This window comes from Nonomuraea sp. NPDC049750 (assembly GCF_040659625.1).
Classification (GTDB): Bacteria; Actinomycetota; Actinomycetes; order Streptosporangiales; family Streptosporangiaceae; genus Nonomuraea.
Window position 1 is genome coordinate 1 of the sequence record NZ_JBFANB010000061.1, and the last position, 26407, is coordinate 26407.

The 26407-nt window shown below is 74.1% G+C and carries 10 protein-coding genes; 4 read left to right on the top strand and 6 right to left on the bottom strand.

The window, feature by feature from the left end; all coding sequences use genetic code 11:
• A partial coding sequence (locus AB0J16_RS58790; protein WP_358557886.1) for a hypothetical protein occupies nt 1–243 on the bottom strand: 243 nt, incomplete at its 3' end.
• Between the two features lie 125 nt (nt 244–368).
• On the opposite strand from AB0J16_RS58790, the gene AB0J16_RS58795 reads away from it, so the two are divergent.
• Nucleotides 369–1241 (top strand): M55 family metallopeptidase, encoded by an 873-nt coding sequence (locus AB0J16_RS58795; RefSeq protein ID WP_358557889.1) that lies wholly within the window; start codon nt 369–371, stop codon nt 1239–1241.
• Nucleotides 1242–1277: 36 nt separating this feature from the next.
• Here the strand turns inward: AB0J16_RS58795 and AB0J16_RS58800 are convergent, their stop codons facing one another.
• Nucleotides 1278–1796 carry a TetR family transcriptional regulator gene (locus tag AB0J16_RS58800; protein WP_358557892.1) on the bottom strand — a complete coding sequence of 173 codons (519 nt, stop codon included), beginning with the start codon at nt 1794–1796 and terminating at the stop codon, nt 1278–1280.
• 55 nt (nt 1797–1851) lie between these two features.
• On the opposite strand from AB0J16_RS58800, the gene AB0J16_RS58805 reads away from it, so the two are divergent.
• From AB0J16_RS58805 to AB0J16_RS58815, 3 genes are all read left to right on the top strand, one after another.
• On the top strand, nt 1852–2940 hold the full coding sequence (locus AB0J16_RS58805) for an FAD-dependent monooxygenase (protein WP_358557895.1): 1089 nt from the start codon (nt 1852–1854) through the stop codon (nt 2938–2940).
• A 240-nt stretch (nt 2941–3180) separates the two neighbouring features.
• Complete coding sequence (locus AB0J16_RS58810; protein ID WP_358557897.1) at nt 3181–3555, top strand: hypothetical protein; 375 nt, start codon at nt 3181–3183, stop codon at nt 3553–3555.
• Nucleotides 3552–4106 carry a hypothetical protein gene (locus tag AB0J16_RS58815; RefSeq protein WP_358557900.1) on the top strand — a complete coding sequence of 185 codons (555 nt, stop codon included), beginning with the start codon at nt 3552–3554 and terminating at the stop codon, nt 4104–4106. Before AB0J16_RS58810 ends, AB0J16_RS58815 begins: the two co-directional genes overlap by 4 nt.
• 245 nt (nt 4107–4351) lie before the next feature.
• On the opposite strand, the gene AB0J16_RS58820 is transcribed toward AB0J16_RS58815, so the two are convergent.
• From AB0J16_RS58820 to AB0J16_RS58835, 4 genes are read right to left on the bottom strand one after another with little or no spacing between them, the layout of a single operon-like run.
• On the bottom strand, nt 4352–5341 hold the full coding sequence (locus tag AB0J16_RS58820; RefSeq protein WP_358557903.1) for a 4'-phosphopantetheinyl transferase superfamily protein: 990 nt from the start codon (nt 5339–5341) through the stop codon (nt 4352–4354).
• Entirely contained in the window at nt 5338–6438 is a 1101-nt protein-coding gene (locus AB0J16_RS58825) for a pyridoxal-phosphate dependent enzyme (RefSeq protein WP_358557906.1), read from the bottom strand. The genes AB0J16_RS58820 and AB0J16_RS58825 overlap by 4 nt, the downstream gene beginning before the upstream one ends.
• Nucleotides 6435–14669 carry an amino acid adenylation domain-containing protein gene (locus AB0J16_RS58830; RefSeq protein ID WP_358557908.1) on the bottom strand — a complete coding sequence of 2745 codons (8235 nt, stop codon included), beginning with the start codon at nt 14667–14669 and terminating at the stop codon, nt 6435–6437. The genes AB0J16_RS58825 and AB0J16_RS58830 overlap by 4 nt, the downstream gene beginning before the upstream one ends.
• Entirely contained in the window at nt 14666–26407 is an 11742-nt protein-coding gene (locus AB0J16_RS58835) for an amino acid adenylation domain-containing protein (RefSeq protein WP_358557911.1), read from the bottom strand. The genes AB0J16_RS58830 and AB0J16_RS58835 overlap by 4 nt, the downstream gene beginning before the upstream one ends.

The window sequence follows — 26407 nt, forward strand, 5'->3', positions numbered from 1 at the left end:
CATCGTATCCAGATCAGCCCGCACCTCGTCCCAGTCAATAGCCGGGGCTGTGGCGAAAACGGCCTGCGCCTCAGCTGTGGGAACGAACCGGCGGCGCTTGATCGGCTTCACTTCGGCCAGCGGCTCGCCGTTGATCGTCAGTATGTATCGCTTTCCCTCGCGAAGGCCGCGCGTGATGCTTCCAGAGTCGTTGACGAACTGGCGCACGCTCACCTCGGTCGGTCGAGGCATCGGAGCATCCATGGCTCAATTGTACCCCTACGTACCACGGCGTACCACGGAATACACGGACAGGTAACCGGGATCCCGCCGGGCATGATCCACATGCTGGCGGACCACACCCCGAGGGGCGCAAAGCGCTCGATACCATGGCGCTTCAGCCGCAGGCGTACGTGCGAACGACCTGGAAAGGCGTGATCGAGATGCGGGTGCTTGTCTCGGTGGACATGGAGGGAATCGCCGGGGTGGTCGATGGCGATGATGTCATCCCCGGCCACAGCGAATACGAGCGCAACCGCAAACTGCTCACGGCGGAGGCCAGCGCAGCCGTCCGCGGCGTCCACGCCTACGAGGCAGGCGCCCAGGTGCTGGTCACCGAGGCCCACGCGCGTTTCCGCAATCTTCTCCCCGAACTGCTGGACCGGCGTGCCGAGTTACTGCGTGGCGCGCCCAAACCCGGCGGAATGATGGCCGGACTGGCGGACACCATCGACGCGGTACTGTTCATCGGCTATCACGGCAAGGCAGGCACGCCCCGCTCGGTCATGGCTCACACCGTCTCTGGCGGAGTGATCGCCGACGTGCGCTGCAATGGCCGCTCCCTCGGCGAGATCGGCTTGAACACCGCGCTCGCGGCGCACAGCGGCGTACCGCCGGTGCTGGTGAGCGGCGATGACAGCGTGGCGGCAGAGGCGGCCGAGGTCGCCCCGGGCATCCGCTCAGTGGTGGTCAAGCACGCGCTGGGCGCTCGCGCCGCCGCGCTGCTGCACCCCGACGAGGCATGCGACAGGATCGAACAGGCGATACCCGAGGCCTTGGCCGGCCGTGGGGTCGTCCGTCCGCTGCGTTTCGACGGCCCGGTGCGGTTGGAAGTACGGGTGCACCGGCCGCGGATGACCGAGCACGCGCTGCTGGTGCCGGGCATGGAGCTCGAAGACGGCTGCACGCTGCGCTACGCGGCCCCGGACTTCCCGACCGCGTACCAGGTCATTGAACTCATCGCCACGCTCGGCGCCGTCTGATCCCGATCCGAGCCGATGAACGTTCACCGGCGGACGTCACAGGTCACGGAGTGATCGGAGCTCGCTGATCACATCTGCGCCGGAGGGCGCGTGATCCGGGTCCACCAGCCACTGCAGCATCAGACCGGTCAGCAACGCGAGCGGCACGGAACCGCCGAGCCCTTCTCGCCCCTGGCGCTGCCCTTTGGCGAGGTGTTCACGCACCTCTGGTGATCGCTCGGCCTGCACTACGGCCTCGAGTTGGGCCACCCACAACGCCCGATGAGTGGTGAAGCTGTCGATCAGCGCCTGCCAGCGCTGTTCCGGCTCGTCGGACGGGGTGCGACGGGCGAGTTCGTCACCGAGCTCGTCAACCGCCTCCACCAGGGCTTGGGTGAGCAGGGCGTCTTTGGAGCCGAAGTGGTAGCCGATGGCGGCGTGACTCACTCCAGCGGCCGAGGCGATGTCCCGGACGGTCGTGTGAGCCCAGCCACGTTCGATCAGGCATCGCTTGGCGCCGGCCAGCAGATCCTCTCGGTTTCCCATGCGGCGCAGCATACCGAAGAACTTGCCCATTCGGTCTATCCATTTGGTTTGACCAAATGGGCAAGACGCGCTTACGGTCATCTCCATGACCAAGACGACGGTTCTGATCTCGGGCGCCAGCGTGGCCGGGCCCGCCCTCGCCTACTTCCTGCACCGCGACGGGTACGAGGTGACCGTGATAGAGCGGGCCCCGCACCTGCGCGACAGCGGCTACGCGGTGGACTTCCGCGGCCAGGCACTCGGCGTACTGGAGGAGATGGGCATCCTCGCCGAGGTCCGGGCGCACGACACGAAGATGCGCGGCACCACGCTGGTGGACGAGAACGGCGCCGAGATCGGGCAGCTGCCCGCGGAGGCGTTCGCCGGCGAGTTGGAGGTGCCCAAGCAGGAACTGACCCGGATCCTGCACCGCATCACCGCGGACAACGTGGCGTACGTGTTCGACGACTCCATCAGCGCGCTGACTCAGCACGAGTCCGGCGTCACGGTCGAGTTCGAGCGCGGCGCCACCCGCGACTTCGACCTTGTGATCGGCGCCGACGGCGTCTACTCCAAGGTCCGGCTGCTGTCCTTCGGCCCGCACGCCGACGCGCTGCGGCACCTGGGCCTTTCCGGAGCCGGGTTCAGCACCCCCAACTACCTCGGGCTCGACCGCGCCGGACTGCTCCAGCAGACCCCGAACACGGCGATCTACCTGTTCGGCCTCGACGCGGCGGCCCCTCTCACGGTCAGTCTTTCCTTCGCCACCACCTCCCCCGCGCTGGACCGCCGCGACCGCCAGGAGCAGGAACAGGCCGTGCGGGCCGCCTTCGCCGAGCACGGCTGGGAAGCGCCCCGGCTGCTGAAGGCGATGAGCGAAGCCGACGACTTCTACTTCGGCTCCTCCTGCCAGGTCCATCTGGACCGCTGGTCCCACGACCGGGTCACGCTGCTCGGCGACGCGGGCTACTGCGCCGCGCCCACCAGCGGCATGGGCACCTCACAGGCCTTGATCGGAGCATGGACGCTCGCCCGCGGCCTGGTCGAGGCGGACGGCGACCACAAGACCGCCTTCGCCGCGTACGAGGCGGAACTGCGGCCTTACGTCACGGAGAACCAGGTGAAAGGCCGGCAAGCCGCGGCAATGTTCGGAGGGCACGCCACTCCGGCGGGCACCGAACCGCACACAACCTAAACCGCCCCGTCTGCCGACGACTCAAACTCTGACCGGCGGCGGCATCGTCCACATCAAGGACAGCCGGGGCGAACGCACGAACGCCGCTACCACCACGATTTCACCGCCCCTGGGTCACCAGGGCCGCTACGCTGGGTGTCGGCTTGACCACAAAGAAGATGTTCGGTCGGAACAGGATCCTCTGGTGACGCGCCCTCGCCTGCCCTCTGGTCGAAGTCGGGAAGTGCGAAGATGGTCATCATGAGCATGAAGCGGCAGGGCGAAGCCTTGAACGAACTGGCCATGGCGATCCGCGACATGCGAATTCCAGACGCGCCGCACATCCAGGAGGCTTCGGTTGAGCCGTACCTTGATGCCGATGGCGAGGCAGCACTCCGAGCTGTGATCATTATGGACACGCCTGACGAGAACGGGTGGCCGGCCGAATTTACCCATGCGTTGCGTAGGGAGGTGAACAAGCTTGCCGCTCAACGCCAGATCGATGAGCACGTCTACGTCAAACTGTTCACCCCGGAAGAATTCCAAGCCCGGGAAGACGTCGACGAGCCGCTCGAAGACAACAGCACAGGCGTTATTGACCAGGCCCTGACCAGGGACCAGCAGGACTGGTTGTGAGGCGAGACTTCAAGGCAGACGACTACCTCCATCTAGCCGACACCCTCGCAGGCCGTACCGCCGGGCGCGGCCGTCCTCGGACCGCCTACCTGAGGCGTGCTACCTCAACGGCCTACTATGCGCTCTTCCATGAGCTCGTACAGCATGGCGCGAAGCGCGCGGCCAGGAATGGGCCGGTCGAGCATCAGCAAGCCATCGGCCGCTGGTATGCCCATGGCAACTTCAAGAAGGTCGCCCGCTGGGTGGAGGACATCGCGGCTGGCCGTACGCCACCGAGCCCGGTCCGGCTTCTTCTGGTTGATTCCGCTTCCTGGCGCGTTCCGGTGGATCTGGAAGTGCTGGCCAGCGCGTTCAACGAGCTTCTGGAAGCCAGACATGGCGCGGACTACGACCCTGCCTTCGATGCAACCCGCCTGGACACACTCGGTCACATCAACACGGCTCGCTCCGGCATCGAGGCCATCAAGCGTATGGACAAGGCCGACCTTCATCAGTTCGACATGTTCTGCCTGCTCGCTCTCGGTGGAGACCGCATGATCAGGAACAGCTGAGTAGCGGATGCCCTGGTCGACCTGTGGCGTCAATAGCCTTCAGCCGTCGAGCCGTGGGTCGCCTGCGCCTTTGCCCATGGCATGCACCGCGACCGGTCAGCTCGCCGTCCACCGCCGGCAACGCCGCACGGGACCGGGACGCCTTGTCGTGATCGCTCACGCTCGATGTCCCGGCCCGCTCCCACCAAGGTTCGCGGACGATCCCCGGGCTCACCCCGGCAGGCCCGTCCCGCCGCCGACGCTGATCACCAGATGTGCTCCTTCTGGGTTCCGCCGGCGAGCAGGCCGGTGCCGTCGCACTCGACGATCGGTACCGGGCCGCGGATCACCGCCAGGCTGGCGTGATATCCGCGGGGTGGGTTGAGGGACAGCAGCGTCGCCTCCCCCTGTTCGGTCATGACGCGTACCGGCTCTCCCGTGCCGAGAACATCCACCTGGTCGGGGGCGTGGTCGAGGCCGACGCCCAGGGCTTTCAGCACCGCCTCCTTCCTGGTCCAGAGCCGCAGGAACGCCGACGCCCGGCTGGGCGGGTCGAGCGCGTCCAGGGCCCGGGTCTCCCGATCGGTGAGGGCGACGCCGACGAGTTCGCCTATGTCGAGGGTGTGGTCGATCGCCTCGACGTCCACGCCGACCGCCTCGACCCCGACGCCGACGGCCACGACCAGGCTGTCCCCGGCGTGCGAGACCGACAGGACGGGGGTCGAGGCCCAGGAGGTTGACGGGGCGCCGGTCCCGGGGGGCAGGCGTGGCCGGCCGTGCGGGCGCCCACACCGGTCACACGACCGATCCAGGGGAACCAGTTCGGGGGCCACGTCGAGCATCCGGCCGACGACCAGGCGCAGCAGCGCCGCGGCGGTGAGGAACCTCGCGCGGTCGGCGGGGCGGCGGTACTCCTCGTACCTGGCCCGTTCGGCGGGGTCGAGCAGCGCGGCGAGGCTGTCCCTGGCGTCCGCGACGCGCGCCCACCACACGCTCACGGCGGGCGCACCGGGCCGCACGGCCCGCGTCCCGGCGGGCACGGACAAGGCAGCCCGCGTCCCGGCGGGCACGGACAAGGCAGCCCGCGTCCCGGCGGGCACGGACAAGGCAGCCCGCGTCCCGGCGGGCACGGACAAGGCGGCCTGTGTCTCAGCAGGTACGGACAGGGCAGCCTGCTTTTCGGCAGGTACGGACAGGGCGGTCTGCGTTTCGGAGGGCAGGACCCCCGGGGCGTCCTCCGCCGGCGCGGCGCTCATGAGTGTTCTCGGCGGAGGAACGTGGCGGGCAGGTCGCGGGCCACCTCGACGCCGCGGTCGGCCAGCCACGCGGGCGCGTACAGCGTCTGCGTGTAGTTGCCGCCGGAGTCCGGGCAGACGCAGACCGGGGAGGTGATCTCCGGGTGTTCGGCCAGGTAGCGGGTGCAGGCGGCGAGTACGGCCCCGCTGGAGCCGCCGAGCCTGATCCCGGTCGTTCCGGCCAGGGCGTGGCAGTGGGAGACGGCATCGGCGTCGTCCACGATGACGACGTCGTCCCAGTCCCCCTGCCGCAGGAACGCCGACGGCCGCGACGCCCCGATACCGGTCAGCAGCCGGGTGCCCGCCGGGTCGGCGAACACCCGGGACCCCGGCACGTCCACCGCGATCACCCGCGCCTTCGGCCGCCGCTGGCGCAGGTACCGGCCGAGCCCGGCGAGGGTGCCGCCGGTGGACACGGCCACGAACACCGCGTCCATCGACCCGGGTGCCTGCTTGTGCAACTCCGGGCCGGTGCCCTGGTAGTGGGCCAGCGGGTTGGCCGGGTTGTGGTACTGGTCGGTCCAGACCAGGGCGGGGTCGGCGGCCAGCAGCGCGGCGACCCGGTCCAGGCGGGCCGACAAGTAGCCGCCCTGGGCGTCGCGTCGGCTGACCTCGGACAGTACGGCGCCCAGGCCGGTCATCCGTTCGGCCAGCACGGGCGACAGGCTGGGGTCCACCACGGCGGTGAACGAGATGCCGAGCGCGCGGGCCGCGGATGCCAGAGCGACGCCGAGGTTGCCGGATGTGGACTCGACCAGGGCGGCGCCCGGCACGTCGAGCCGGTCGGCAACCGAACGCAGGAGGCTGAGAGCGGTGCGATCCTTGATGGAGCCCCAGGTGCCGGCCCCTTCGAGCTTCAGCCGTACGATCACCCGCCGGCTTTCTACCTCGGCACCGACGCAGACGAGCGGGGTGGGCGGCGTACCGGCCCCGAGCCGCCGCAGCTCCTCCCGCACGCTCCCGCCCCGGACCCCGAGGACCGCCCTCCCGGAGGAGGCGGCCAGGGTGGAGGCGGTCGCGGTCACGGTGGAGGCGGCCACGGTGGACGGCGCGCTCATCGGGCCTCCCCCGCCCTGCCGACCCGGTGCGCCTGCTCCGTCTGCTCCGTCTGATCTCTCTGCTCTGTCTGCTCTGTCTGATCCGCTCGGTCGAGCCAGCGCGCGATGTGGGCGGCCAGTTCGTCCACGTGCGGCGGGGCCATAACGTCCAAGTGGCCGTGGCGGAACCGGCCGACCGGCACGTCCCCGCCGCGTAGCCGGCGCCATTCGCGCAGGTATGCCTCGTGCGTGAGTCCGCCCTTGGCGTCGTGCCCGTCGCCCATCAGGTCGTCGGTGAGCATGATCTCGACGGGCACGGCGGCGGGCCGCGGCCGGTCGAGCTGGGCGGCCTCGGCCATGCCGCGCCAGAGCCGCAGCCGGGGCGCCCAGTCCTCGTGCAGATCCTCCTCGGTGATCGGCCGCCCGTCGTTGTCGTCCACGACGGCCGCCAGCACCTCGGCCAGCTCGGCCCGCATCTTGCCGTCGCCGTCGGCGGACAGCTCGGCCCGCGCCTTGCCATCGCCACCGTCGCCAGTGACGGCCAGCTCGGCCCGCGCCTTGCCGTCGCCGCCGTTGGCGGCCAGTGCGGAGAGGAGTGCTTCGCCGCGTCTGAGCAGCCGCAGGTGCAGCGGCTCGTCGACGGCGGGCAGGCACGGGTCGAGCAGCAGCAGCTCGACCTCCTCGCCCAGGTCGCGCAGCCGGGCCGCCATCTCCCACACAACCCCGGTCCCACCGCACCACCCGAACAGCCGGTACGGCCCCGCGGGCTGCGCGGCCCGCACCTCGGTCAGGTACGCCTCCGCGAGCCGCCAGACAGGGGTGGCGGCGGCGTCCTCGTCCACGAGCCCGGGATGCTGGAGCGCCACGAACGGGCGGTCCCCCGGCAGCCGACGGGACAGCTCGCGGTACCAGTGCACGCTGCCGCCGCCCGGATGCACGGCGAACAGCGGCGCCCGCTCCCCCGACGCCCGGAACCACACTGCCGCCAGGCCCGGCCTTTCCCGCTCCACGCCCGCACCACCGGTCGAGGGCGCCACGTCCGGGCTGCCGGTCGAAGGCGCCACAACCGCGCCACCGATCGAAGGCGTCACGCCCGCGCCGACAGTCGCCCCGGCCAAGGCCCGCGGAACGGTGTCCGTGCCGAGCGAGGCGGCCGTCATTCCGGGAAGAGCCGCCGTACCAGGAAGAGCCGCCATACCGGGAAAGGCCGCCGTACCAGGAAGAGCCGCCGTACCGGGAAAGGCCGCCGTACCGGGAAGGGAGGCGAGAGCCGCCGCGAGGGCGGCGACCGTGCGGTGGAGCATGATGTCGCGGGCCGTCACTCGGACGCCCGCGCCGGCCTCAAGCCGTGCCGCCGCCCGCATGGCCGCCAGCGAGTGCCCGCCGAGCTGCAGGAAGTCGTCCTCCCTGCCGATCGCGTCCACTCCCAGCACGGCCGCGAACGCCTCGGCCGCCGCGCGTTCCAGCCCGTCCCGGGGCGGCCCGGACCCGGTGCGCGGGTCTGGACGGTGCCCTCCGGGGGCGGGCAGGGCGGCGCGGTCCACCTTGCCGCTCGCCGTCAGCGGGAACGCCTCGAGCGCCACCAGGTGATCGGGCACGAGGTGCGCCGGCAGCAGCCCGCCGAGGTGGGCGCGCAGCCGTGACACGTCGATGGTGCCCGGCATGACGTACCCGACCAGCCGCCGGTCGCCCGGAGTGATCTCGCGGGCGGCCACCGCGGCCATGCGGACGCCCGGGTACCTGTTCATGGCCGCCTCGACCTCGCCCGGCTCGATGCGGTGGCCGCGGATCTTGAGCTGGTCGTCCATCCGCCCCAGGAAGTCGAACCCGCCGTCCGGCCGCAGCCGGGCCAGGTCGCCGGTGCGGTAGAGCCGCGCGCCAGGTTCGGGGCTGAAGGGATCGGGGACGAATCGGTCGGCGGTGAGCGCCGGTCGGCCGAGGTAGCCGCGGGCCACGCCGGGGCCGCCTATGTGCAACTCGCCCGGCACGCCCAGCGGGACCGGCCGGCTGAGGTGGTCGAGGACGTACGCGGTGGTGTGGGCGATGGCCGGGCCGATGGGGACGGGCCCGGTGACCGGCTGACCGGGATCGAGGGGGTGGCAGGTGGCATACGTGGTGGTTTCGGTGGGTCCGTACGCGTTCACCAGGCGGGTGGCCGGAAGGGCGCGGCGGGCGCGTTCGAGGTGTTCGGCGGAGACGGCCTCGCCGCCGGTGATGAGGGTGCGCAGGCCGCGCAGGCCGGTCAGGTCGCCGTCCATCATCAGCTTGAACAGTCCGTGCGTGACGAACGTGCAGGTCACTCCGTGCCGGGTGATCACCTCACGCAGCTCGCGGGCGTCCAGCAGGCCGGGCGGAGCGACGACCAGCCGGCCGCCGTGCAGCAGCGCGCCCCAGATCTCGTACGTGGCGGCGTCGAACGTGATCGGCGAGTGCAGCAGCTGCACCTCCCCGGGGCCGAACTCGGCGTAGGTCTGGCCGGTGACCAGCCGGACCACGCCCCGATGCGGGACCGCCACGGCCTTGGGTCGGCCGGTCGAGCCCGAGGTGTAGATGAGATACGCCAGGTCGTCAGGCGTGACCGGCGCGAGCGGCGGTGCGGCCGGACCGCCGCCGGTGGCCTCGGTCGTCTCGGTCGCCTGGGTCCTCTCGGTCCTCTCGGTCCTCTCGGTCCTCTCGGTCCTCTCGGTCCTCTCCGTCCTCTCAGTGGCCTCGGTGGCCTCGATCGCCTCGATCGCCTCGATCGCCTCGATCGCCTCGCCGAGGAGGATCGTGTCCAGGCGCCCGATGGCGCTCGCGAGGTCGGCGGAGGTGATCACGAGCCGGGGCGCCGCGTCGGTCAGCAGTTCGGCGATCCGAACGGGCGGGTCGGTGGCGTCCAGGGCGAGGTACGCGCCGCCCGCCTTGAGCGCGGCCAGGACCGCCACGATGAGGCGGGGCGAGCGGTCCAGGCAGATCCCGACGATGTCTCCCGGCCGCACACCCCGGCCGGCGAGCCGGTGCGCCAGGCGGTTCGCGGCGGTGTCGAGCTCCGCGTAGGTCAGCCGCTCCGGCTCGCTTCCGCAGGCCGTGGAGGAGCCCACCGTAGACGAACGCTCCGTGGACAAGGGGCCCATGCGGCCGACGGGTGGCGGGCTTGAGACCGGCGCGACCGCGAACTCGACCGCGATCGCGTCCGGCGTCCGGGCCGCCTGTGCGGCGAAGAGCTCGTGGATCGACAGCCCCGGCAGGGACGGCGCGGCGTCCCTGCCGGCCAGGGCGCGGCGGTGTTCGGCCGGTGGGACCAGGTCAGCCCGCGCATACCCAACTGGGTCGACCGGCGAGAGCAGGTCGGCTTGCGCGTCCCCGTCCGGGTCGGCCGCCATCGCGGCGAGCACCGACGCGTACAACGCGGCCAGCCGCTCCCCCCACGCCGGCCGGACGGCGCGCGGCGAGGCGGACAGCACCACCGCGCCAGGCTCCGTGGATACCACCAGCGCGAAGTCGGTGGCGCTGCGGTCGTCGGTCTCGGCCAGGTCGAGCGCGTCCCGGTCCAGCACGTGGAAGTCGAGATAGTTGAACAGCACGTCGATCAGCGGCTCGTCCGGGCTCCACCGCCGCTGCATCTCCGGCGCGGGGAAGCGGCGGTGCGGCCACAGCGCCGTCTCCTCCGCGAACACCTCCCGCACCAGCTCACGCCAAGTGGCCGCGCCGGTGCCGGTCGCGAACGGGACGACGTTCAGGAACATGCCGCGCGCCCGATCCCCACCGGCCACCTCGGGCCGCCCATTCACTCCGAGCCCGGTACGGAACGCCCGCTGCGTGGTCACCATGCTCATGACGCGCACATGCGCGGCCAGGAACACGCTCTTGAGCGGCGCCCCGGCAACCTTCGCCAACGCACGCAGCCCCGGCATCAGCTCCCCGACGGGCACCCGCAGGTCATAGGGGAACGGATCATTGGTGCAGGCCCCCGGCTCACCCTCCGGGGCGGGGATGTCCGCGGTCCGTGCCTCGGGGAGCCGGAGACGCTCGAAGGGAATGTCCGCGGTCCACGCCTCGGGAAGCCGGAGACGTTCGAAGCCGCGCACCCGGCTCTCCCAGAAGTCACGTTGCTCGGCCGAGGCGAGCGCGGCCCGTTCCAGCCCGACGGCGTCGGCGAACCGGACGGGACACGGCGCCGGCTCGGGCACCGGCCGGCCGTCACGGACCGCCCGGTACACCTCCAGCAGCTCGGTCAGCAGCGAGTTGTGGCTCCAGCCGTCGAGGATCGGGTGGCATTCCACCCAGCCGAGTCGCCATCGCCGCTCGTCGAGCCGCTGGGCGTACAGCCGCCACAGGGGCGCGCGCCCCAGGTCGAACGGCTGCCGCCGCTCCCGGTCGAGCGCGGCGGCCGCGGCGGCGCGCTGTTCGGCGGCGGGCAGCGCGGTGAGGTCCTCGACGGTGATGTGCGCACGAGCTTCGGGGTGTACGAGTTGCATCGGCTCGGAGTACGCCGCCAGGTCGAAAGAGGTGCGCAGCACGTCGTGCCGGGCGGCCAGCGTCTCGGCGGCCTTGGTCAGGGCCCCGAGCGAGAACGGCCCGTCGTCGCGTACCAGGTAGGAGGTGACGTTGTGGTACGGGCTCAGCTCGCCATCGGCGGCCAGCTCGACCAGCATGCCGGCCTGCACCTGGGTGAGCGGGTACGCGTCTGCCACCGATGGTGGCAGCAGCGCCCGGTCGGCGGGACGGACGTGGACGAACGGCGCCGAGGGGACGTGTCCGGCGGACGTTCCGGGAGTCATGACGGTGGCCAGGGCGGCGGGGGTCTGGTGCCGGAACACGTCCTGCACGCCCGCCTCCCAGCCGGCCTCCCGCAGCAGCCCGATGGCCCGCAGCGCCCGGATGGAGTCGCCGCCCAGCTCGAAGAAGTTCCCGTGGGCGCCGACGGCGGGCAGGTCCAGCGCGGCGGCCCAGGCGCTGGCGGCGGCCCGCTCGGCCGGGTCGCGGGGCGCCACGAACGCGTCGTCCGCCTCGGCGGCCCGGGGCGCCGGAAGGGCGTCGCGGTCGAGCTTGCCGTGCGCGGAGACGGGCAGCGCGTCCAGCGTCACCACGAACGCCGGCACAAGGTAGGCGGGCAATCTCCCGACCAGCCACCCCCGCACCTGCCGGCCGTCCAGCCCTCCGCCGCCAGCCCCCACCGCACGAGAGCCATCCGCACAAGCACTGTCCTCACCAGAGCCGTCCGCACGGGAGCCGTCCGCACAAGCACTGTCCTCACGGGAGCTGTCCGTACGGGAGCTGTCCGTACGGGAGCCGTCCGTACGAGAGCCGTCCGTACGAGAGCCGTCCGTACGAGAGCCGTCCGTACGAGAGCCGTCCGTACGAGAGCCGTCCGTACGAGAGCCGTCCGCACAGGCCGTGCCGACCACGTACGCCACGAGCCGGTCGTCGCGCACGATCACGGCCGCCGCCCCCACCCCCGGATGCTCCAGCAGCACCGACTCGACCTCCCCCGGCTCGATCCGGTGCCCCCGGATCTTCACCTGGTGGTCCCGCCGCCCCAGGTAGTCGAGCGTCCCGTCGGCCCGCCGCCGCACGACGTCCCCGGTCCGGTAAAGGCGCCCCGCCCCGTACGGGTTCGGCACGAACCGCTCGGCCGTCAGTCCCGGCCGCCCCAGGTACCCCCGCGCCAGCCCGACCCCGCCGATGTGCAGTTCCCCCGGTACGCCGACCGGCGCCGGCTGCATCGCCTCGTCCAGGACGTGTACGGCGATGTTGTCGATGGGCCCGCCGATGGGCACCCGCGCCTCGGCCCACCCGGGCCGGCACGCCCAGGCGGTGACGTCCACGGCCGCCTCGGTGGGCCCGTACAGGTTGTGCAGGCGGGCGCCGAGCAGGTCGTGGAAGCGGCCGGCCAGGTCGGCGGGCAGCGCCTCGCCGCTGCACATGACCTCCCGCAGCGAAGTGCACGCCCCGACACCGGGCACGTCCAGGAACGAGCGCAGCATCGACGGCACGAAGTGGCAGACGGTCACCTGTTCGCCGACGATCAGGTCGCGCAGGTACGCCCCGTCGCGGTGCCCGCCAGGCGCGGCGACGACCAGCCGGGCGCCTTCGGCCAGCGGCCAGAAGAACTCCCACACCGACACGTCGAATCCGAACGGCGTCTTCTGCAGCACCGCGTCGTCCGGGGTCAGCCGGTAGGCGTCCTGCATCCAGTCGAGCCGGTTGGCGATGGCCCGGTGGGAGACGACGACGCCCTTGGGCCGCCCGGTCGAGCCGGAGGTGTAGATGACGTACGCGGCGCCGTCGGGGTCGCGCGGCACCGGCGGCGGTGTCGCCGGGTACGCCGCCAGGTCGAGCCCGTCGAGGACGACGGCGTCCGGCGGGCACAGGTGAGCGTGCGCGGCGCTGGTCAGCACCACGTGGGCGGCCGAGTCGGCGACGAGGTAGGCGATCCGGTCGCGCGGGTACTCGGGGTCGATCGGCACGTACGCGGCCCCCGCCTTGACGGTGGCGAGCAGCGCGGTCACCAGATCGGCCGAGCGGTCGAGGCAGACGGCGACCCGGCTCTCGGGTCCGGCGCCGCGCGAGCGCAGCAGCCAGGCGAGCCGGTTGGCCGCGGCGTCGAGCTCGCCGTAGGTCATGGTCCTGGTGGCGGCGTCGAGCTCGCTGGACCTCATGGTGCCCGCAGGGGTGACGAGCTCGCCAGACGACATGGTCCCCGCGGGCGTGACGAGGGCGACGGCGTCGGGGTCGCGGGCGGCGCGAGCGGCGAACCTGTCGGGCAGGCAGTGCGCGGGCCGGTCCACGGTGGTGGCGTTCCAGCCGGTCAGCAGGCGTTCGCGTTCGGCGGTGGAGGTGAGGGCGATCTCGCGTACAGGCACGCCGGGGGTACGGCCGGCCCGGCGCAGGAACGTGACCAGGTGCCCGGCCAGCCCTTCGGCGGTGGCCCGGGTGAACAGCGCCGTCGGATAGACCAGCGCGCCGCGCAGCGACCCGTCGGGCCGCAGGGTGAGGTCGAGGGCGATGTCCACGCGGGCGGGCGACCAGCCGACCGGCTCCTCGACGACGGTCAGCGGTCCGGCGGCGCGGGCGGCCGCCGTGTCCTCGCGGTAGGTGAGCAGGGCCTGGAACAGCGGGTTGACGGCCAGGTCGCGGCCGGGCCGCAGCTCCTCGACGATCCGCTCGAAGGGTACGTCCTGGTGGTCGTATGCCTCGGTGACGGCGGTCAGCGCCCGGCCGACCAGGTCGCCGAACGAGGGCTCGCCGGACAGGTCGCCGCGCAGCACGAGCGTGTTGGCGAAGTAGCCGGGCAGCCGCTCGAACTCCACTCTGCTCCGACCGGCGACGGGGGTGCCGACGGCGACGTCGTCCGTGCCCGTGTACCGGCCGAGGACCGCCCAGAAGGCGGCGAGCAGCGTCATGAACGGCGTGGCCGAGCGGCGCGCCCCCTCGGCCAGCGCGGCGGCGGCCTCGGCGGCGGGCACGTCGAAGGTGACGACGTCGCCCGTGGCGTCCCACTCGGCGGGGCGGGTGCGGTCGGCGGGCAGCTCCAGCGGGGCGACGCCGGCCAGCCGCCGCGTCCAGTAGCCGAGCTGGCGGGCGGCGGCCGGACTGGCCAGGAACGCCCGCTGCCAGTCGGTGTAGTCGGCGTACTGCAGGGCGGGCGCGGCCGGGACGCCGCCGGCGTACTCCGCGCACAGCTCGTCGACCAGCACGTCCATGGTGACGCCGTCCACGGCGATGTGGTGGCCGGTCAGCAGCAGTACGTGCTCGCCGCCGGGCAGCGCGAACAGCGCGGCGCGCAGCGGCCACTCGGCGGCCAGGTCGAAGGGCCGTTCGCCTTCCTGCGCGAGCAGCGCGTCCAGGGCGGGGCGCGGGCGGCGGGTGCCCGCGGCGACGATGCCGCGCACCCGCAGGTCCCGCTCCGCCGACAGGTCCACGCTGGTCAGCGGCACCTGGCCGGGCGGGTCGACGAGCTGGTACGGCTCGCCGCCGGATTCCGCGTACCGGGTGCGCAGGATCTCGTGGCGGGCGGCCAGGCCGTCGAGCGCGGCGCGCAGCCGGGCGGCGTCCAGCGGGCCGCGCAGCCGCAGCGCCACCGGGACCAGGTACTCGGTGCCGCCGGGGCGGATCCGGTCGAGCGACCAGAGGCGGCGCTGGCCGGCCGACAGTGGCGGCGGACGGTCTCGGTCGGTGCGGGCGGCGATGAGCGTGGGCTTGGAGCGTCGGCTCCGGTCGAGGTAGCGGCGCACCAAGAGCCCGGCGTCCGGCGGCGTCGTGGTCGTCATGCTTGGTCTCCTTCGGAGAGCAGGGACATCGTCTGCTCCCGCGTCCAGTGGGAGATCTCCTCCGTGATGGCGTGCTCCAAGAGCTCGCCGAGCGCGGCGACGGTGCGCGCCTCGAAGATCTGACGCAGGGACAGGGGCAGGTCGAACGCCTCGCGCAGGCGCAGCAGCACCCGAGAGGCGAGCAGCGAGTTGCCGCCCAGGACGAAGAAGTCGTCGTCGCGGCCGACCCGTTCCAGGCCGAGTACCGCGGCCCAGACGTCGGCGACGTACTCCTCCATCTCGGTACGTGGCGGTGTGTAGCGGTTCGCGGGCTGGGGGCGGCTCCAGTCGGGGTCGGGCAGGGCCTTTCTGTCGGTCTTGCCGTTCGGGGTGTGCGGTAGGGCGGCCAGCTCCACCCAGGCGGCGGGCACCATGTAGTCGGGCAGCCGTTCGCGCAGGTGGGCGGCCAGGTCGGTGGGGGTGACGCCGGGTTCGGCGACGACGTAGCCGACGAGCCGCAGGTCGCCGAGCGGGGAACGTCTGGCCTCCACGACGCCGGTGCGCAGCCCCGGGCAGGTGGCCAGGACGGCCTCGATCTCGCCGGGCTCGACCCGGAAGCCGCGGATCTTGATCTGCCGGTCCGCGCGGCCGACGAACTCGATGATCCCGTCGGCGCGGCGGCGGACCAGGTCGCCGGAGGCGTACATGCGGGCGCCGGGCAGTGGCGCGTACGGGTCGGGCAGGAAGCGGGCGGCGGTCAGGGCGGGCGCGCGGTGGTAACCGCGGGCGACCCGGCTGCCGCCGACGTACAGCTCGCCGACGACGCCGTGCGGGACGGCCGACAGGTTCGCGTCCAGGACGTACGCGCCGGTGCCGGGCAGCGGACGGCCGAGCGGGACCAGCGTGTCGGGGGGTTCGCCGAGGTCAGTGACAGTGTGGGCGGTGGTGGCGATGGTCGCCTCAGTGGGCCCGTAGCCGGTGTGGAAGCCGGCGGGCAGGCCGGTCGCGGCCCACATCGCCGCGTCGGCGTAGGTGACGGCGTCGCCGCCCACGCTCATCAGCCGCAGCCCGGCCAGCCGGCCGTCGCCGGGGCGCAGCGCGGCGACCAGCTCGCGGTAGTAGGCGGGGGTGACGTCGAGTACGGTGACGCGGCTGCGGGTGAGCTGGTCGGCCAGGTCGCCGGGCAGGGTGGCACGGGGGTCGGCGACCACGACGGTCGCACCGGCCATCAGGGTCGCGGCGATCTGGTCCAGCGAGGCGTCGAACGTCACGGACGCCATGAGGGCGAAGGCGTCGCCGGGTGCGAGGCCGTAGGCGCGGGCCTGGACGACGCAGTGCTGGGCGTATGAGCCGTGCTCGACCTGCACGCCCTTGGGACGGCCGGTGGAGCCGGAGGTGAAGATCATGTACGCCAGGTCGCCGGGATCCGGCTCGGGCAGGGGCACGTCGGGCGGGGCACCCTCCGCCACGACCGGCACGGCCACGACGGACCCGGACGGACCGGACCCGAACGGACCCGACTCGGACGAGCCGGTCACCCATAGGTCCGTCACGGACGAGGCGCTTGCGGGCGCGGACCCGTCCGTCACGACGGCGACCGGGGCGATGTCGGCCAGCAGCGCGGCGAGTCGTTCCGGCGGCGAGTCCGCGTCCACCGGCACGTACACGCCCCCGGCCCGCAGGATGCCGAGCAGCGACACCGCCACCAGCGACCCGCGCGGCAGGCACGAGGCCACGCACTCCCCCGGCCGTACTCCCGCCGCCACCAGCCGCGCGGCCAGGTGCCCCGACAGCCGGTCCAGCTCGGCGTAGGTGTAGGTCCCGGTCCCGCCGTCGCCGGCCGCCTCGGTGAGGGCGACCGCGCCGGGCGTGCGGCGGGCCCAGTCGGCGACCGCGGCGGCCACCAGCGGGGTGGCGAACGGCTCGTCCGGCTCGTCCACGTCCACCAGCCGCACGTCCGACGGCCGGGCGGCGGGGTCGGCGGCGCACGCGCCGAGCAGCAGCAGGAAGTGCTCGGCCAGCTGGGCCACGGTGCCGGGATCGAACAGCGCGGCCGCGTACTCGAACTCCGCCGTCCACCCCCCGTCGCGCCCCTCGCCGAGGGTCAGCGTCAGGTCGCACATCGCCGCCCGCCGCGTCACCGGGAACGGCCCGACGGCCAGCCCGTCCAGCCGGTACGGCGTCAGCGCCGTGTCCTCGACGGCCAGCATCGCATCGAGCAGCGGCACCCGGGACAGGTCGCGTTCGACGCCGAGCGCGTCCACGAGGTCCTCCAGCGGCACGTCGCGGTGATCGAGGGCGGCCAGCACACCTTCGCGAGCCCGGTCCACGAGGGTGCCGAAGTCCGGCTCGCCGGACAGGTCGGCGCGGGTGAGCATGGTGTTGACGAAGCAGCCGACGAGGTTCTCGACGGCGCGCAGGTCCCGCCCGGCGACGGGCGCGCCGACCAGGAACGACGTGCGGCCGGTGTAGCGGCCGAGCAGCGCCTGGAAGGCCGCCAGCCAGGTCATGAACGGGGTGGCGGCCCGCTCGCGGCCCAGGTCGAGGACGGGGCGGGCGACGCCGGCCGGGATCCGGAAGGTGTGCACGGCGCCGCGCGGGTCGCGCACCGGCGGCCGGGGCCGGTCCAGCGGCAGGTCGAGCGCGGGCACGCCGGCCAGCTCCGCCCGCCAGCGGGCCAGCCGCCGGCGGCGGGCCTGACCGGCCTCGGGACCGTTCTCCCAGATGGCGTAGTCGGCGTACTGGACGGGCAGCGGCTCGGGGGCCGGCCGCTCGCCGGCGCGCAGCGCGTTGTAGGCGTCGCCGAGCTCGCGGGCGATGACGTCGAGGGAGCGGCCGTCGCAGGCGATGTGGTGGGTGAGCAGCAGCAGTACGTGGTCGTCGGTGCCGATCCTGGCCAGCGCCACCCGCAGCGGGGCCTCCGCGGCCAGGTCGAACGGGCGGGCGACCCACCGCTCGACCAGCTCCGCCGCCTGCCGCTCGGGGTCCGGGCGGCCGGACAGGTCCACGCGGTACGGCTTGAGCGGCGTGGGCGGGTCGACGACCTGGCGGGTCTCGCCGTCCGCGGCCTCGTACCGGGTGCGCAGGACGGCGTGCCGGTCGCGTACGGACTCGACGGCGGCCAGCAGGGCGGCCTCGTCGAGCGTGCCGCGCAGGCGCAGCGCGATCGGGGCCAGGTACTCGGTGCCGGCGGGGTCCATCGCGTACATCAGCCACATGCGGCGCTGCGCGGCGGACAGGGGCACGTGCTCCCCGGCGACGCCGGGAGCGGATCGGGCGCCCGCGTCCGAGGCGATCTCAACGGTGCCGGTGGGAGCGGGGCCGGTGAGAGCGGTGCGGGTGGTGTCGGCGGGCGGTTGTGCGGCGGCTGGGACCGGACCGAGCGGCTCGGGCTGAGCGGGTTGGGCGGCCGACAGCCGCCTGGCCAGCTCGGCCACCGTCTTCGCGTCCAGCAGCGCCCCCATCGTCACCGGCACCGTGAACGTCTCCCGCAGCCGCGACACCGCCCGCATGGCGAGCATCGAGTTGCCCCCGGCGGCGAAGAAGCTGTCGTGCACACCGACCCGCTCCAGCCCGAGCACATCGGCGAACACCGAGGCGATCACCTCTTCGGCCGGGTCGCGCGGCGCCACGTACGCTCCGCCGCGCGGGACGAACAGCGCGGCGTCCGGCGCGGGCAACGCCGCCCGGTCCAGCTTGCCGCTCGGTGTGTACGGGAAGCGGTCCAGGACCACGACGGCGTCGGGCACCATCGGCTCGGGCAGCCGTTCCGACAGGTACAGCCGGAGCTTGTCCACGGACAGGTCGGGCCGGCTGGCCGGCAGCACGTACGCGATGAGGCGGGTGTCGCCGTGCGGATCGGCCCCGGCGGCGACGGCCGCGGCGGTCACGTCGGGGTGAGCGGCCAGGACGGCCTCGACCTCGCCCGGCTCGACGCGCACGCCGCGTACCTTGACCTGGTGGTCGAGGCGGCCGAGGAAGTCGATCGCGCCGTCGGCCCGCCAGCGGGCCAGGTCGCCGGTCCGGTACACGCGGCCGCCCGGCGGGCCGTACGGGTCGGGCACGAACCGGGCGGCCGTGTGGGCGGGGTTGTGCAGGTAGCCGCGGGCCAGGCCGTCCCCGGCGACGCACAGCTCGCCGGGCACGCCGACCGGCACCGGGCGGGACTCCGCGTCGAGGATGCGGATCGCGGTGTTGTCGATCGGGCCGCCGATGGGCACGGTCCCTTTGCCGGACAGGTGGCCGCCGGTGGTGATGCCCGGCCGGTACGGCCAGGCGGTCACGTCGATGGAGCACTCGGTCGGCCCGTACGTGTTGTGCAGCTCCGCGGGCAGCCGGGCGGCGAGCCGCGCGCACAGGTCGGCGGTCAGCGGCTCGCCGGCGGAGAACACCAGGCGCAGGGCCGCACAATCGGACAGGCCGGGCTCCTCGGCCAGCAGGCCGAGCATTGACGGGACGGCCTGGAGCACGGTCACGCCGTGGGTGGCGGCGTCGGCGACGATCAGCGCGGGGTCGCGTTCGGCGCCCGGGGAGGCGAGCACGACGGTGCCCCCGACGGCCAGCGGGGCGAAGATCTCCCACCCGGCCGCGTCGAACGCGATCGTGGTCTTCTGCAGGACCCGATCGGCCGCGGTCAGGGCGTGCCGGCGGACGGTCCACAGGACGCGGTTGACGATGCCGCGATGGGTGATGACCACGCCCTTGGGCGTACCGGTGGACCCGGACGTGAAGATCGCGTACGCGGGCGCATCCAGATCGACCCGCGGCGCGCCCGCCAGGGCGGGTGAAGCACCAGGAGCGGGTGCGGGGTCGAGAGCGGGTGGGGCGTCGGGCGCGTTCAGGTTCGGCGGCGGGATGACCAGCGGCGGCCGGGTGGCGAGCCGCGCGGCGAGGTCGCCGTCCGTGACGATCGCCGCCGCCCGCGACTCGCGCAGCACCGCGGTCAGCCGTTCCGCCGGGTGCCCGGGGTCCAGCGGCACGTACGCCGCCCCTGCCTTCAGCACGCCCAGCAGCGTCACCACCAGCGCCGTCCCGCGCGGCAGCGCGACCGCGACCAGGCTTTCCGCCCCGATCCCGGCAGCCCGCAGCCGCCCGGCCAGGGCACCGGCCGCGGTGTCCAGCTCAGCGTAGGTGACCGTGCGTGTTCCGTCGGCCAAGGCGGTCGCGCCCGGTGTGGCCGCCGCCTGCCGCTCGAACAGGGCGTGCAGCGGCAGGCCTGGACGGTCGGCGGCGGTGGCGTTCCAGCCGGTGATCAGGTCGTGGCGTTCGGCCTGGGTGAGGAGGTCGACGGTGTCCAGCGGCCGGCCGGAGTCGTCGAGGACCTGGCTGAGCACGGACACGTACCGCTCCGCGAACGCCTCCATGGTGGCCCGGTCGAACAGCCCGGTCGCGTACTCCAAGCTCGCGGTCAGGGTCCCGTCACGGCCCTCGGCGACCTCCAGGGTCAGGTCGAACTTCGCGGTCCGCGGCGCGACGGGCACCTCGGAGACCTCCAGGGCGCCGAGCCGCGGAGTGGCGGCGCGGGCGTTCTGGTAGGAGAACATCACCTGGAAGAGCGGGTTGCGCGAGGCGTCGCGTTCGGGGGCGAGCTCCTGCGCCAGCCGCTCGAACGGCAGCGCCTGGTAGGCGAACGCGCCGAGTACGTCGTCGCGGACCCGGTCGAGCAGCTCGCCGAACACCCGGGCTCCGGCCAGGTCGCCACGCAGCACCACCGTGTCGACGAAGAACCCGATCATGGTCTCCTCGTCCGGCGTGTCACGCCGGGCGACGGGCGTGCCGACGACGGTGTCGTCCTGCCCGCAGTAGCGGCCCAGCAGCAGGTGGAACGCGGCCAGCAGCACCATGTGCGGGGTGGCGCCGCGCTCGCGGGCCAGCGCCCTGACCCGGGCGGCCAGGTCTCCGGGGAGGCGGAAGCCGAGGGTGCGGCCACGCCGGTCGCGCACCGGCGGGCGAGGCCGGTCGGCGGGCATGGCGAGGTCGCGCAGCCCGGCCAGCCGATCGCGCCAGTACCGCAGCGCCTCGGCGTCGTCGGGCTGCCCGCGCTGGCCGACGGCGTGGTCGGCGTACTGGGCGGGCAGCGGCGGCAGGTCCGGCGCGCTCCCCGCTGCGGCGGCTCGGTAGCGGGTGTCCAGCTCGTCGGTGAGCAGGGTGAGCGACCAGGCGTCGCAGGCGATGTGGTGGACGGTGAGCAGCAGCACATGCTCGTCGGGGCCGAGCCGCACCAGCGTGGCCCGCAGCGGCCACTCCCTGGCCAGATCGAACCCGCGCGCGGCCTCTTCGGCGAGCAACGCCTCCAGCCGCCGGCCACCACCCGGGTCGTGGGGGGCGGTGTCGCCGAAAGCCGGGCCTTGGTGAGCCGGGTCGTAGGGGGCGGTGTCGTCGGAGGCCAGGTCGTGGTGGGCCAGAGGCAGCGCCGTCGCCGGGTCGACGACCTGGCGCGGCTCGCCGTCGCGCAGCTCGTACCGGGTGCGGAGCACGTCGTGCCGGGCGACCAGCCCGTCGAGGGCTTGGCGGAGCGCGGCGGGGTCGAGCCGGCCGCGCAGTCGCCACGCGATCGGGGCGACGTAGTCGGCGCCGCCGGGAAATATCCGGTCGAGCAGCCACAGCCGTTCCTGCGCGTACGACAGGGGTGCGTCCTGACGCCGGACGGCGGGCACCTCGGGCGCGGTGGCGGGCGGCGGCTCGGCCTCGGTCCCCCGCGCGGTCAGTGCCTCGAACATCCGGGCCCCGAGAAGTTCGGCGAACCCGGCCACGGTCGGCGCCGCGAACAGGTCCCGCACCCCCACGGTGACGGGCAACCGGGCACGGACCTTGGCGACGGCCTGGGCGGCGGTGAGTGAGTTGCCGTCCAGGTCGAAGAAGGAGTCCTCGGCGCAGCACCCGGTCAGCCCGAGCACGGCCGCGAACGCCTCCGCGACCAGCTCCTCGATGGGCGTGCGCGGCGGCGTGCCGGTCCGGGCGGGCGTGAGTGCGCCGTCGCCGGGCTCGGGCAGCGCGGCGCGGTCCACCTTGCCGTGCGGGGTGACGGGCAGCTCGGGCATCGGTACGTACCCGGCCGGGATCATGTGCTCGGGCAGCCGTTCGGCGAGGTAGGCGCGCAACCGGGCGGCGTCGGGCGCGGCCCGGCCGGGGACCGGCACCAGGTACCCGGCCAGCCGGCCGGCCGCGTCGAGGCGGGCGGCGGCCTGGGCGACGTCCGGGTGGCCGGACAGTACGGCCTCGATCTCGCCCAGCTCGACGCGGTGGCCGCGGATCTTCACCTGGCCGTCGACGCGGCCGAGGAACTGCAGCTTCCCGCCGGAGTCGAGCCGGGCGTGGTCGCCGGTGCGGTAGGCGCGGGCACCGGGCGGCCCGGACGGGTCGGGTACGAACCGCGCGGCGGTCAGCGCGGGCCGCCCGTGGTAGCCCTGGGCGACGCCGGGGCCCCCGATGACGATCTCCCCGGCCGCGCCGAGAGGCACCGGAGAGCCGCCGTCGTCCCATAGGTGGACGCGGTAGCCGGCCGGGGGCGCGCCGATGGGGAGTGCGGCCCGCCCCGGCGGCACCGTACCGGCGGCGGTGTCGAAGTAGCTGCCCCAGGACGCCTCGGTGGGGCCGTACTCGTTGATCAGCGTCAGGCCGGGGGCGCGGCGGGCCAGGTCGTCGAGCAGCGCGACCGGGCAGGACTCGCCGCCGGTGACGACCGTGGAGATCGCGGCGAGGGCGGCGGAGTCGTGTTCGAGCAGCGCTCTGACCAGGTGCGGGCCGCAGACCACGTGGCTGGGGCGGTGCTCGCGGGCCAGGCGGGCCAGCTCGTCCAGGTCGGCGCGGGGGCCGGGCGGCGGCAGCAGCAGCTCGCCGCCGGAGCAGAGTGTCCAGGCCGCGAACGACAGGAACACGTCGAACGTCGGCGACACCGGCAGCATCAGCCGGCGCGGCGGCTCGGCGTAGGCGCGGCGGCCGGTGACGGCGCTGAGCACGTTGGCGTGGGTGAGGACGACGCCCTTGGGCGTGCCGGTGGAGCCGGAGGTGTAGACGAGGGCGAGCGGGTCGGCGGGCGTCACGGGCACGGCCGGCCGACCAGCGGGCCGGGCGGCGATGGCACCGGCCTCGTCATCCAGCCGCACCACCCGCACACCGTCCGACCGCACGCCATCCGACCGCACACCGTCCGGCCGCGCGCCGTCCACCCGTACGCCGTCCAGCCGCACGCCGTTCAGCGGCCCGGCGGTGATGAGCAGGCGGGGGCGGGCATCGGCGAGCATCGCGGTGACCCGCTCGCGCGGGTGGTCCGGGTCCACGGCCAGGTAGTGGCCGCCGGCCTTGGCCACGGCCAGCATCGACACCAGCAGCGGCACGCCGCGCGGCAGCCGCACCGCGACCAGGTCACCGGGCGCCGCGCCGGCCGCGACGAGATGGTGGGCCAGCCGGTCGCTCGCCGCGCTCAGTTCGCCGTACGTCATCCGCTCGTCCCCGCAGGTGACGGCTGGGTCGCCGGGCGGGCGGGCGTCCACCAGGTCCGTCAGGGTGCCGGGGGCGGGCACGCCGGCCGGCCCCTCGACGGCGGCGGCGCCGTCGAACACCGGCAGCTCGGCCACGGGCGCCGACGGGTCGGCGACGGCGGAGGCGAGCAGGGTGCGGTAGTGGGCGGCCAGCCGGGCGGCGGTCGCCTCGTCGAACAGCGCGGTGCTGTACTCCAGATAGCCGGACCAGCCGCCGTCCGCGCCGTCGCTGACCGAGAGCGTCAGGTCGAACGTGGTGGAGCCGCCCGCGGGCCGCGGCTCGCGGCGCGCCCGCAGGCCGTCGCCCCAGTCGGGGTCGTCGCAGTCGGGGCCCTGGAAGGCGAACATCACCTGGAACAGCGGGTTGCGGGACGGGTCGCGGCGGGGTTCGAGCTCCTGCACGAGGCGCTCGAACGGCAGGTCCTGGTGCTCGTGCGCGTGCAGCAGGTCACGCCGGGTGCCGTCGAGCAGTTCGGCGAACGCCGGGCGGCCGGACAGGTCGGCCCGCATCACCACGGTGTTCACGAACAGGCCGACGACCTCGTCGAACTCCGGCCCGGACCGCCCGGCGAGCACCGTGCCCACGGCGACGTCGCCGGTGCCGGCGTATCGGCCGAGGAGCACCTGGAAGGCGGCCAGCAGCGCCATGAACGGGGTGGCGCCGTGCCGGGCGGCCAGCTCGGTGACGGCGGCGCGCAGCGGGGCGGCCACCTCGAACCGCAGCGCGGCGCCCGCCGGGGACCACACGGGCGGGCGGGGCCGGTCGGCGGGCAGGTCGAGCGGCGCCAGCCCGGCCAGCCGGTCGCGCCAGTACGCCAGGTGGGCGTCGTCGCCGGTCCGGTCGCGCTGCCGGGCCACGTGGTCGGCGTAGCGGGCGGCCGGGCCGGCGGGGGCGGGTTCGGCGCCCGCCGACAGGGCCCTGTAGAGGTCGGCCAGGTCCTTCTGGAGCACGTCCAGCGACCAGCCGTCGATCGCGATGTGATGGGCGACCAGGGCGAGCAGGTGCTCGTCCGGGGCGAGTTGGAGCAGGCCGGCGCGGCAGGGGGCGGCGTGTTCGAGGTCGAAGCCGGCGCTCACCAGCCGCCGCAACCATGCGCGGGTCTCGGTCTCGGCGTCGCGGCCGGCGGGGAGGCGGGCGACCGTGACGGTGACGGCCTCGGCCGGCATGACCTCCTGAACGGGCTCGCCGCCGTCCCAGGCGTAGCGGGAGCGCAGCGACTCGTGGCGTTCGGCGAGCCGGCGTACGGCGGCCAGCAGGGCGTCGTGGTCGAGGCGACCGGTCAGGCGAAGCACCAGCGGCACGTGGTAGGCGTCGCCGCCGTCGCCCATCTGGTCCAGCAGCCACAGCCGTAGCTGCGCGGACGACAGCGGCGCCCGCTCCCCGGCCGGCACCGGCGCCCACTGCCCGGCGACACGCCCCTCGATAACCCCGCCGCCGGATTCCGGGACCGCGGCGGCGACAGGAGCGAGCGCGGCGGCGGCCACGGCCTCGTCGAGCCAGGCGGCGAACGCGCGCACCGTACCCGCCTCGAACAGGGCGCGCAGCGGCACCCGGACCCCCGCGTGCCGGGAGGCGCGGAAGATCGCCTTGGCGGCGGCCAGCGAGTCCCCGCCACGCGCCAGGAACCCGTCGTCCCGCCCCACCCGCTCGACCCCGAGGACGTCCTGCCAGGTGGCGGCGACCAGCTTCTCGGTCGCGGTGACGGGCGGGGCGTACGGTGGCGCGCCCAGGTCGGCGCTGGGCACGGGCAGGGCGGTCCGGTCCACCTTCCCGCTGGCCGACACGGGCAGCTCGGGCAGCGTGACGAACGCCGCCGGGATCAGGTACGCGGGCAGCGTCGTCGCCAGGTGCGCCCGCAACTCGTCGGCCGGCGGAGCCTGCCCGGCCCTGCCCACCACGTAAGCGGCCAGCCGAGGCGGCGTCCCGAACGGGTGCACGACGCACGCCCGGACCTCGGGGTGGGTCCGCAGGGCGGCCTCGATCTCGCCCGGCTCGACCCGGTGCCCGCGGATCTTCACCTGGTGGTCGGTCCGGCCGAGGATCTCCAGCCGCCCGTCGGCGGTGCGCCGCGCCACGTCGCCCGACCGGTACAGTCGCGCACCGGGCACGTACGGGTCGGGCACGAACCGGTCCGCGGTCAACGCGGGCCGCCCGAGGTAGCCGCGGGCCAGCCCGGCGCCGCCGATGTACAGCTCGCCCTCGTCGGCCGGCTCCAGGTCGTCGTCCAGCACGTGCAGGCTCGTCGCGGCGAAGGCCGCGAAGCCGGCGGAGTCCGGGGAGTCCGGGGAGCCGGCGAAGTCGTGCGCCGGGTCCGCGGGGCCGCCGGTCATGGGGGCGCCGGTCATGGGGGCGCCGGTCATGGGGGCGCCGGTCATGCGGCCGCCCGCCGACCAGACGGTGGTCTCCGTGGGGCCGTACAGGTTCCAGACGACCGCGCACGATTCCCGCAGCCGGTCGGCCAGGTCGGCCTCCAGCTTCTCGCCGCCGGACCAGGCGGTGAACCCGGGCGGCGGCCGCCAGCCGGAGTCCAGCAGCATCCGCCAGCTCGTCGGCGTGGCCTGCAGGTGGGTGGCCCCGGAGGCGTCCAGCAGCTCGCCGAGCAGCCGCGGGTCGCGGGCCTGCTCGGCGCTGCCGATCACCACCCGCGCGCCCGCGACGAGCGGCAGGAACAGCTCGGCCACGGAGATGTCGAAGCCCGCGGTGGTGACGGCGGGCAGCACGTCGGAGGCGGTCAGTCCGGGCCAGGTCAGCATCGAGGCCATGAGGTTGGCGACGGCGCCGTGCGTGACCAGGACGCCCTTGGGCGCGCCGGTGGAGCCGGAGGTGTAGATCAGGTAGGCGATGTCCTGCGGGTCGAGCGCGACCGCCGACGTGTCGAGGGGGGCGGCGTCGGCCTCAGGGTCGTCGGTGTAGAGGGACGGCAGTCCCAGACTCTCGTGCGCGCGGGTGGTCACCAGCAGCCGCGATCCCGCGTCGGCGGCGATCCGGCTGATCCGGGCCGGCGGGTGCGACGGGTCGAGCGGCAGGTACGCCGCCCCCGCCCGGTGCACCGCCAGCAGCGCCACGAGCAGGCCGGCGTCCCGTTCCAGCAGGACCCCGACGAAGTCGCCGCGCCCGACCCCGGCGGCGCGCAACCGGGCGGTCATGCGGGAGACCCGCAGGTCCAGGGTGGCGTAGTCGAGCAGCGTGCCCTCGTGCTGCACGGCGATCGCGTCGGGCGTGCGCCGTGCCTGCGCCCGCACCAGGTCGGGCAGGGCGGCGAAAGGTCGGGATGGCAT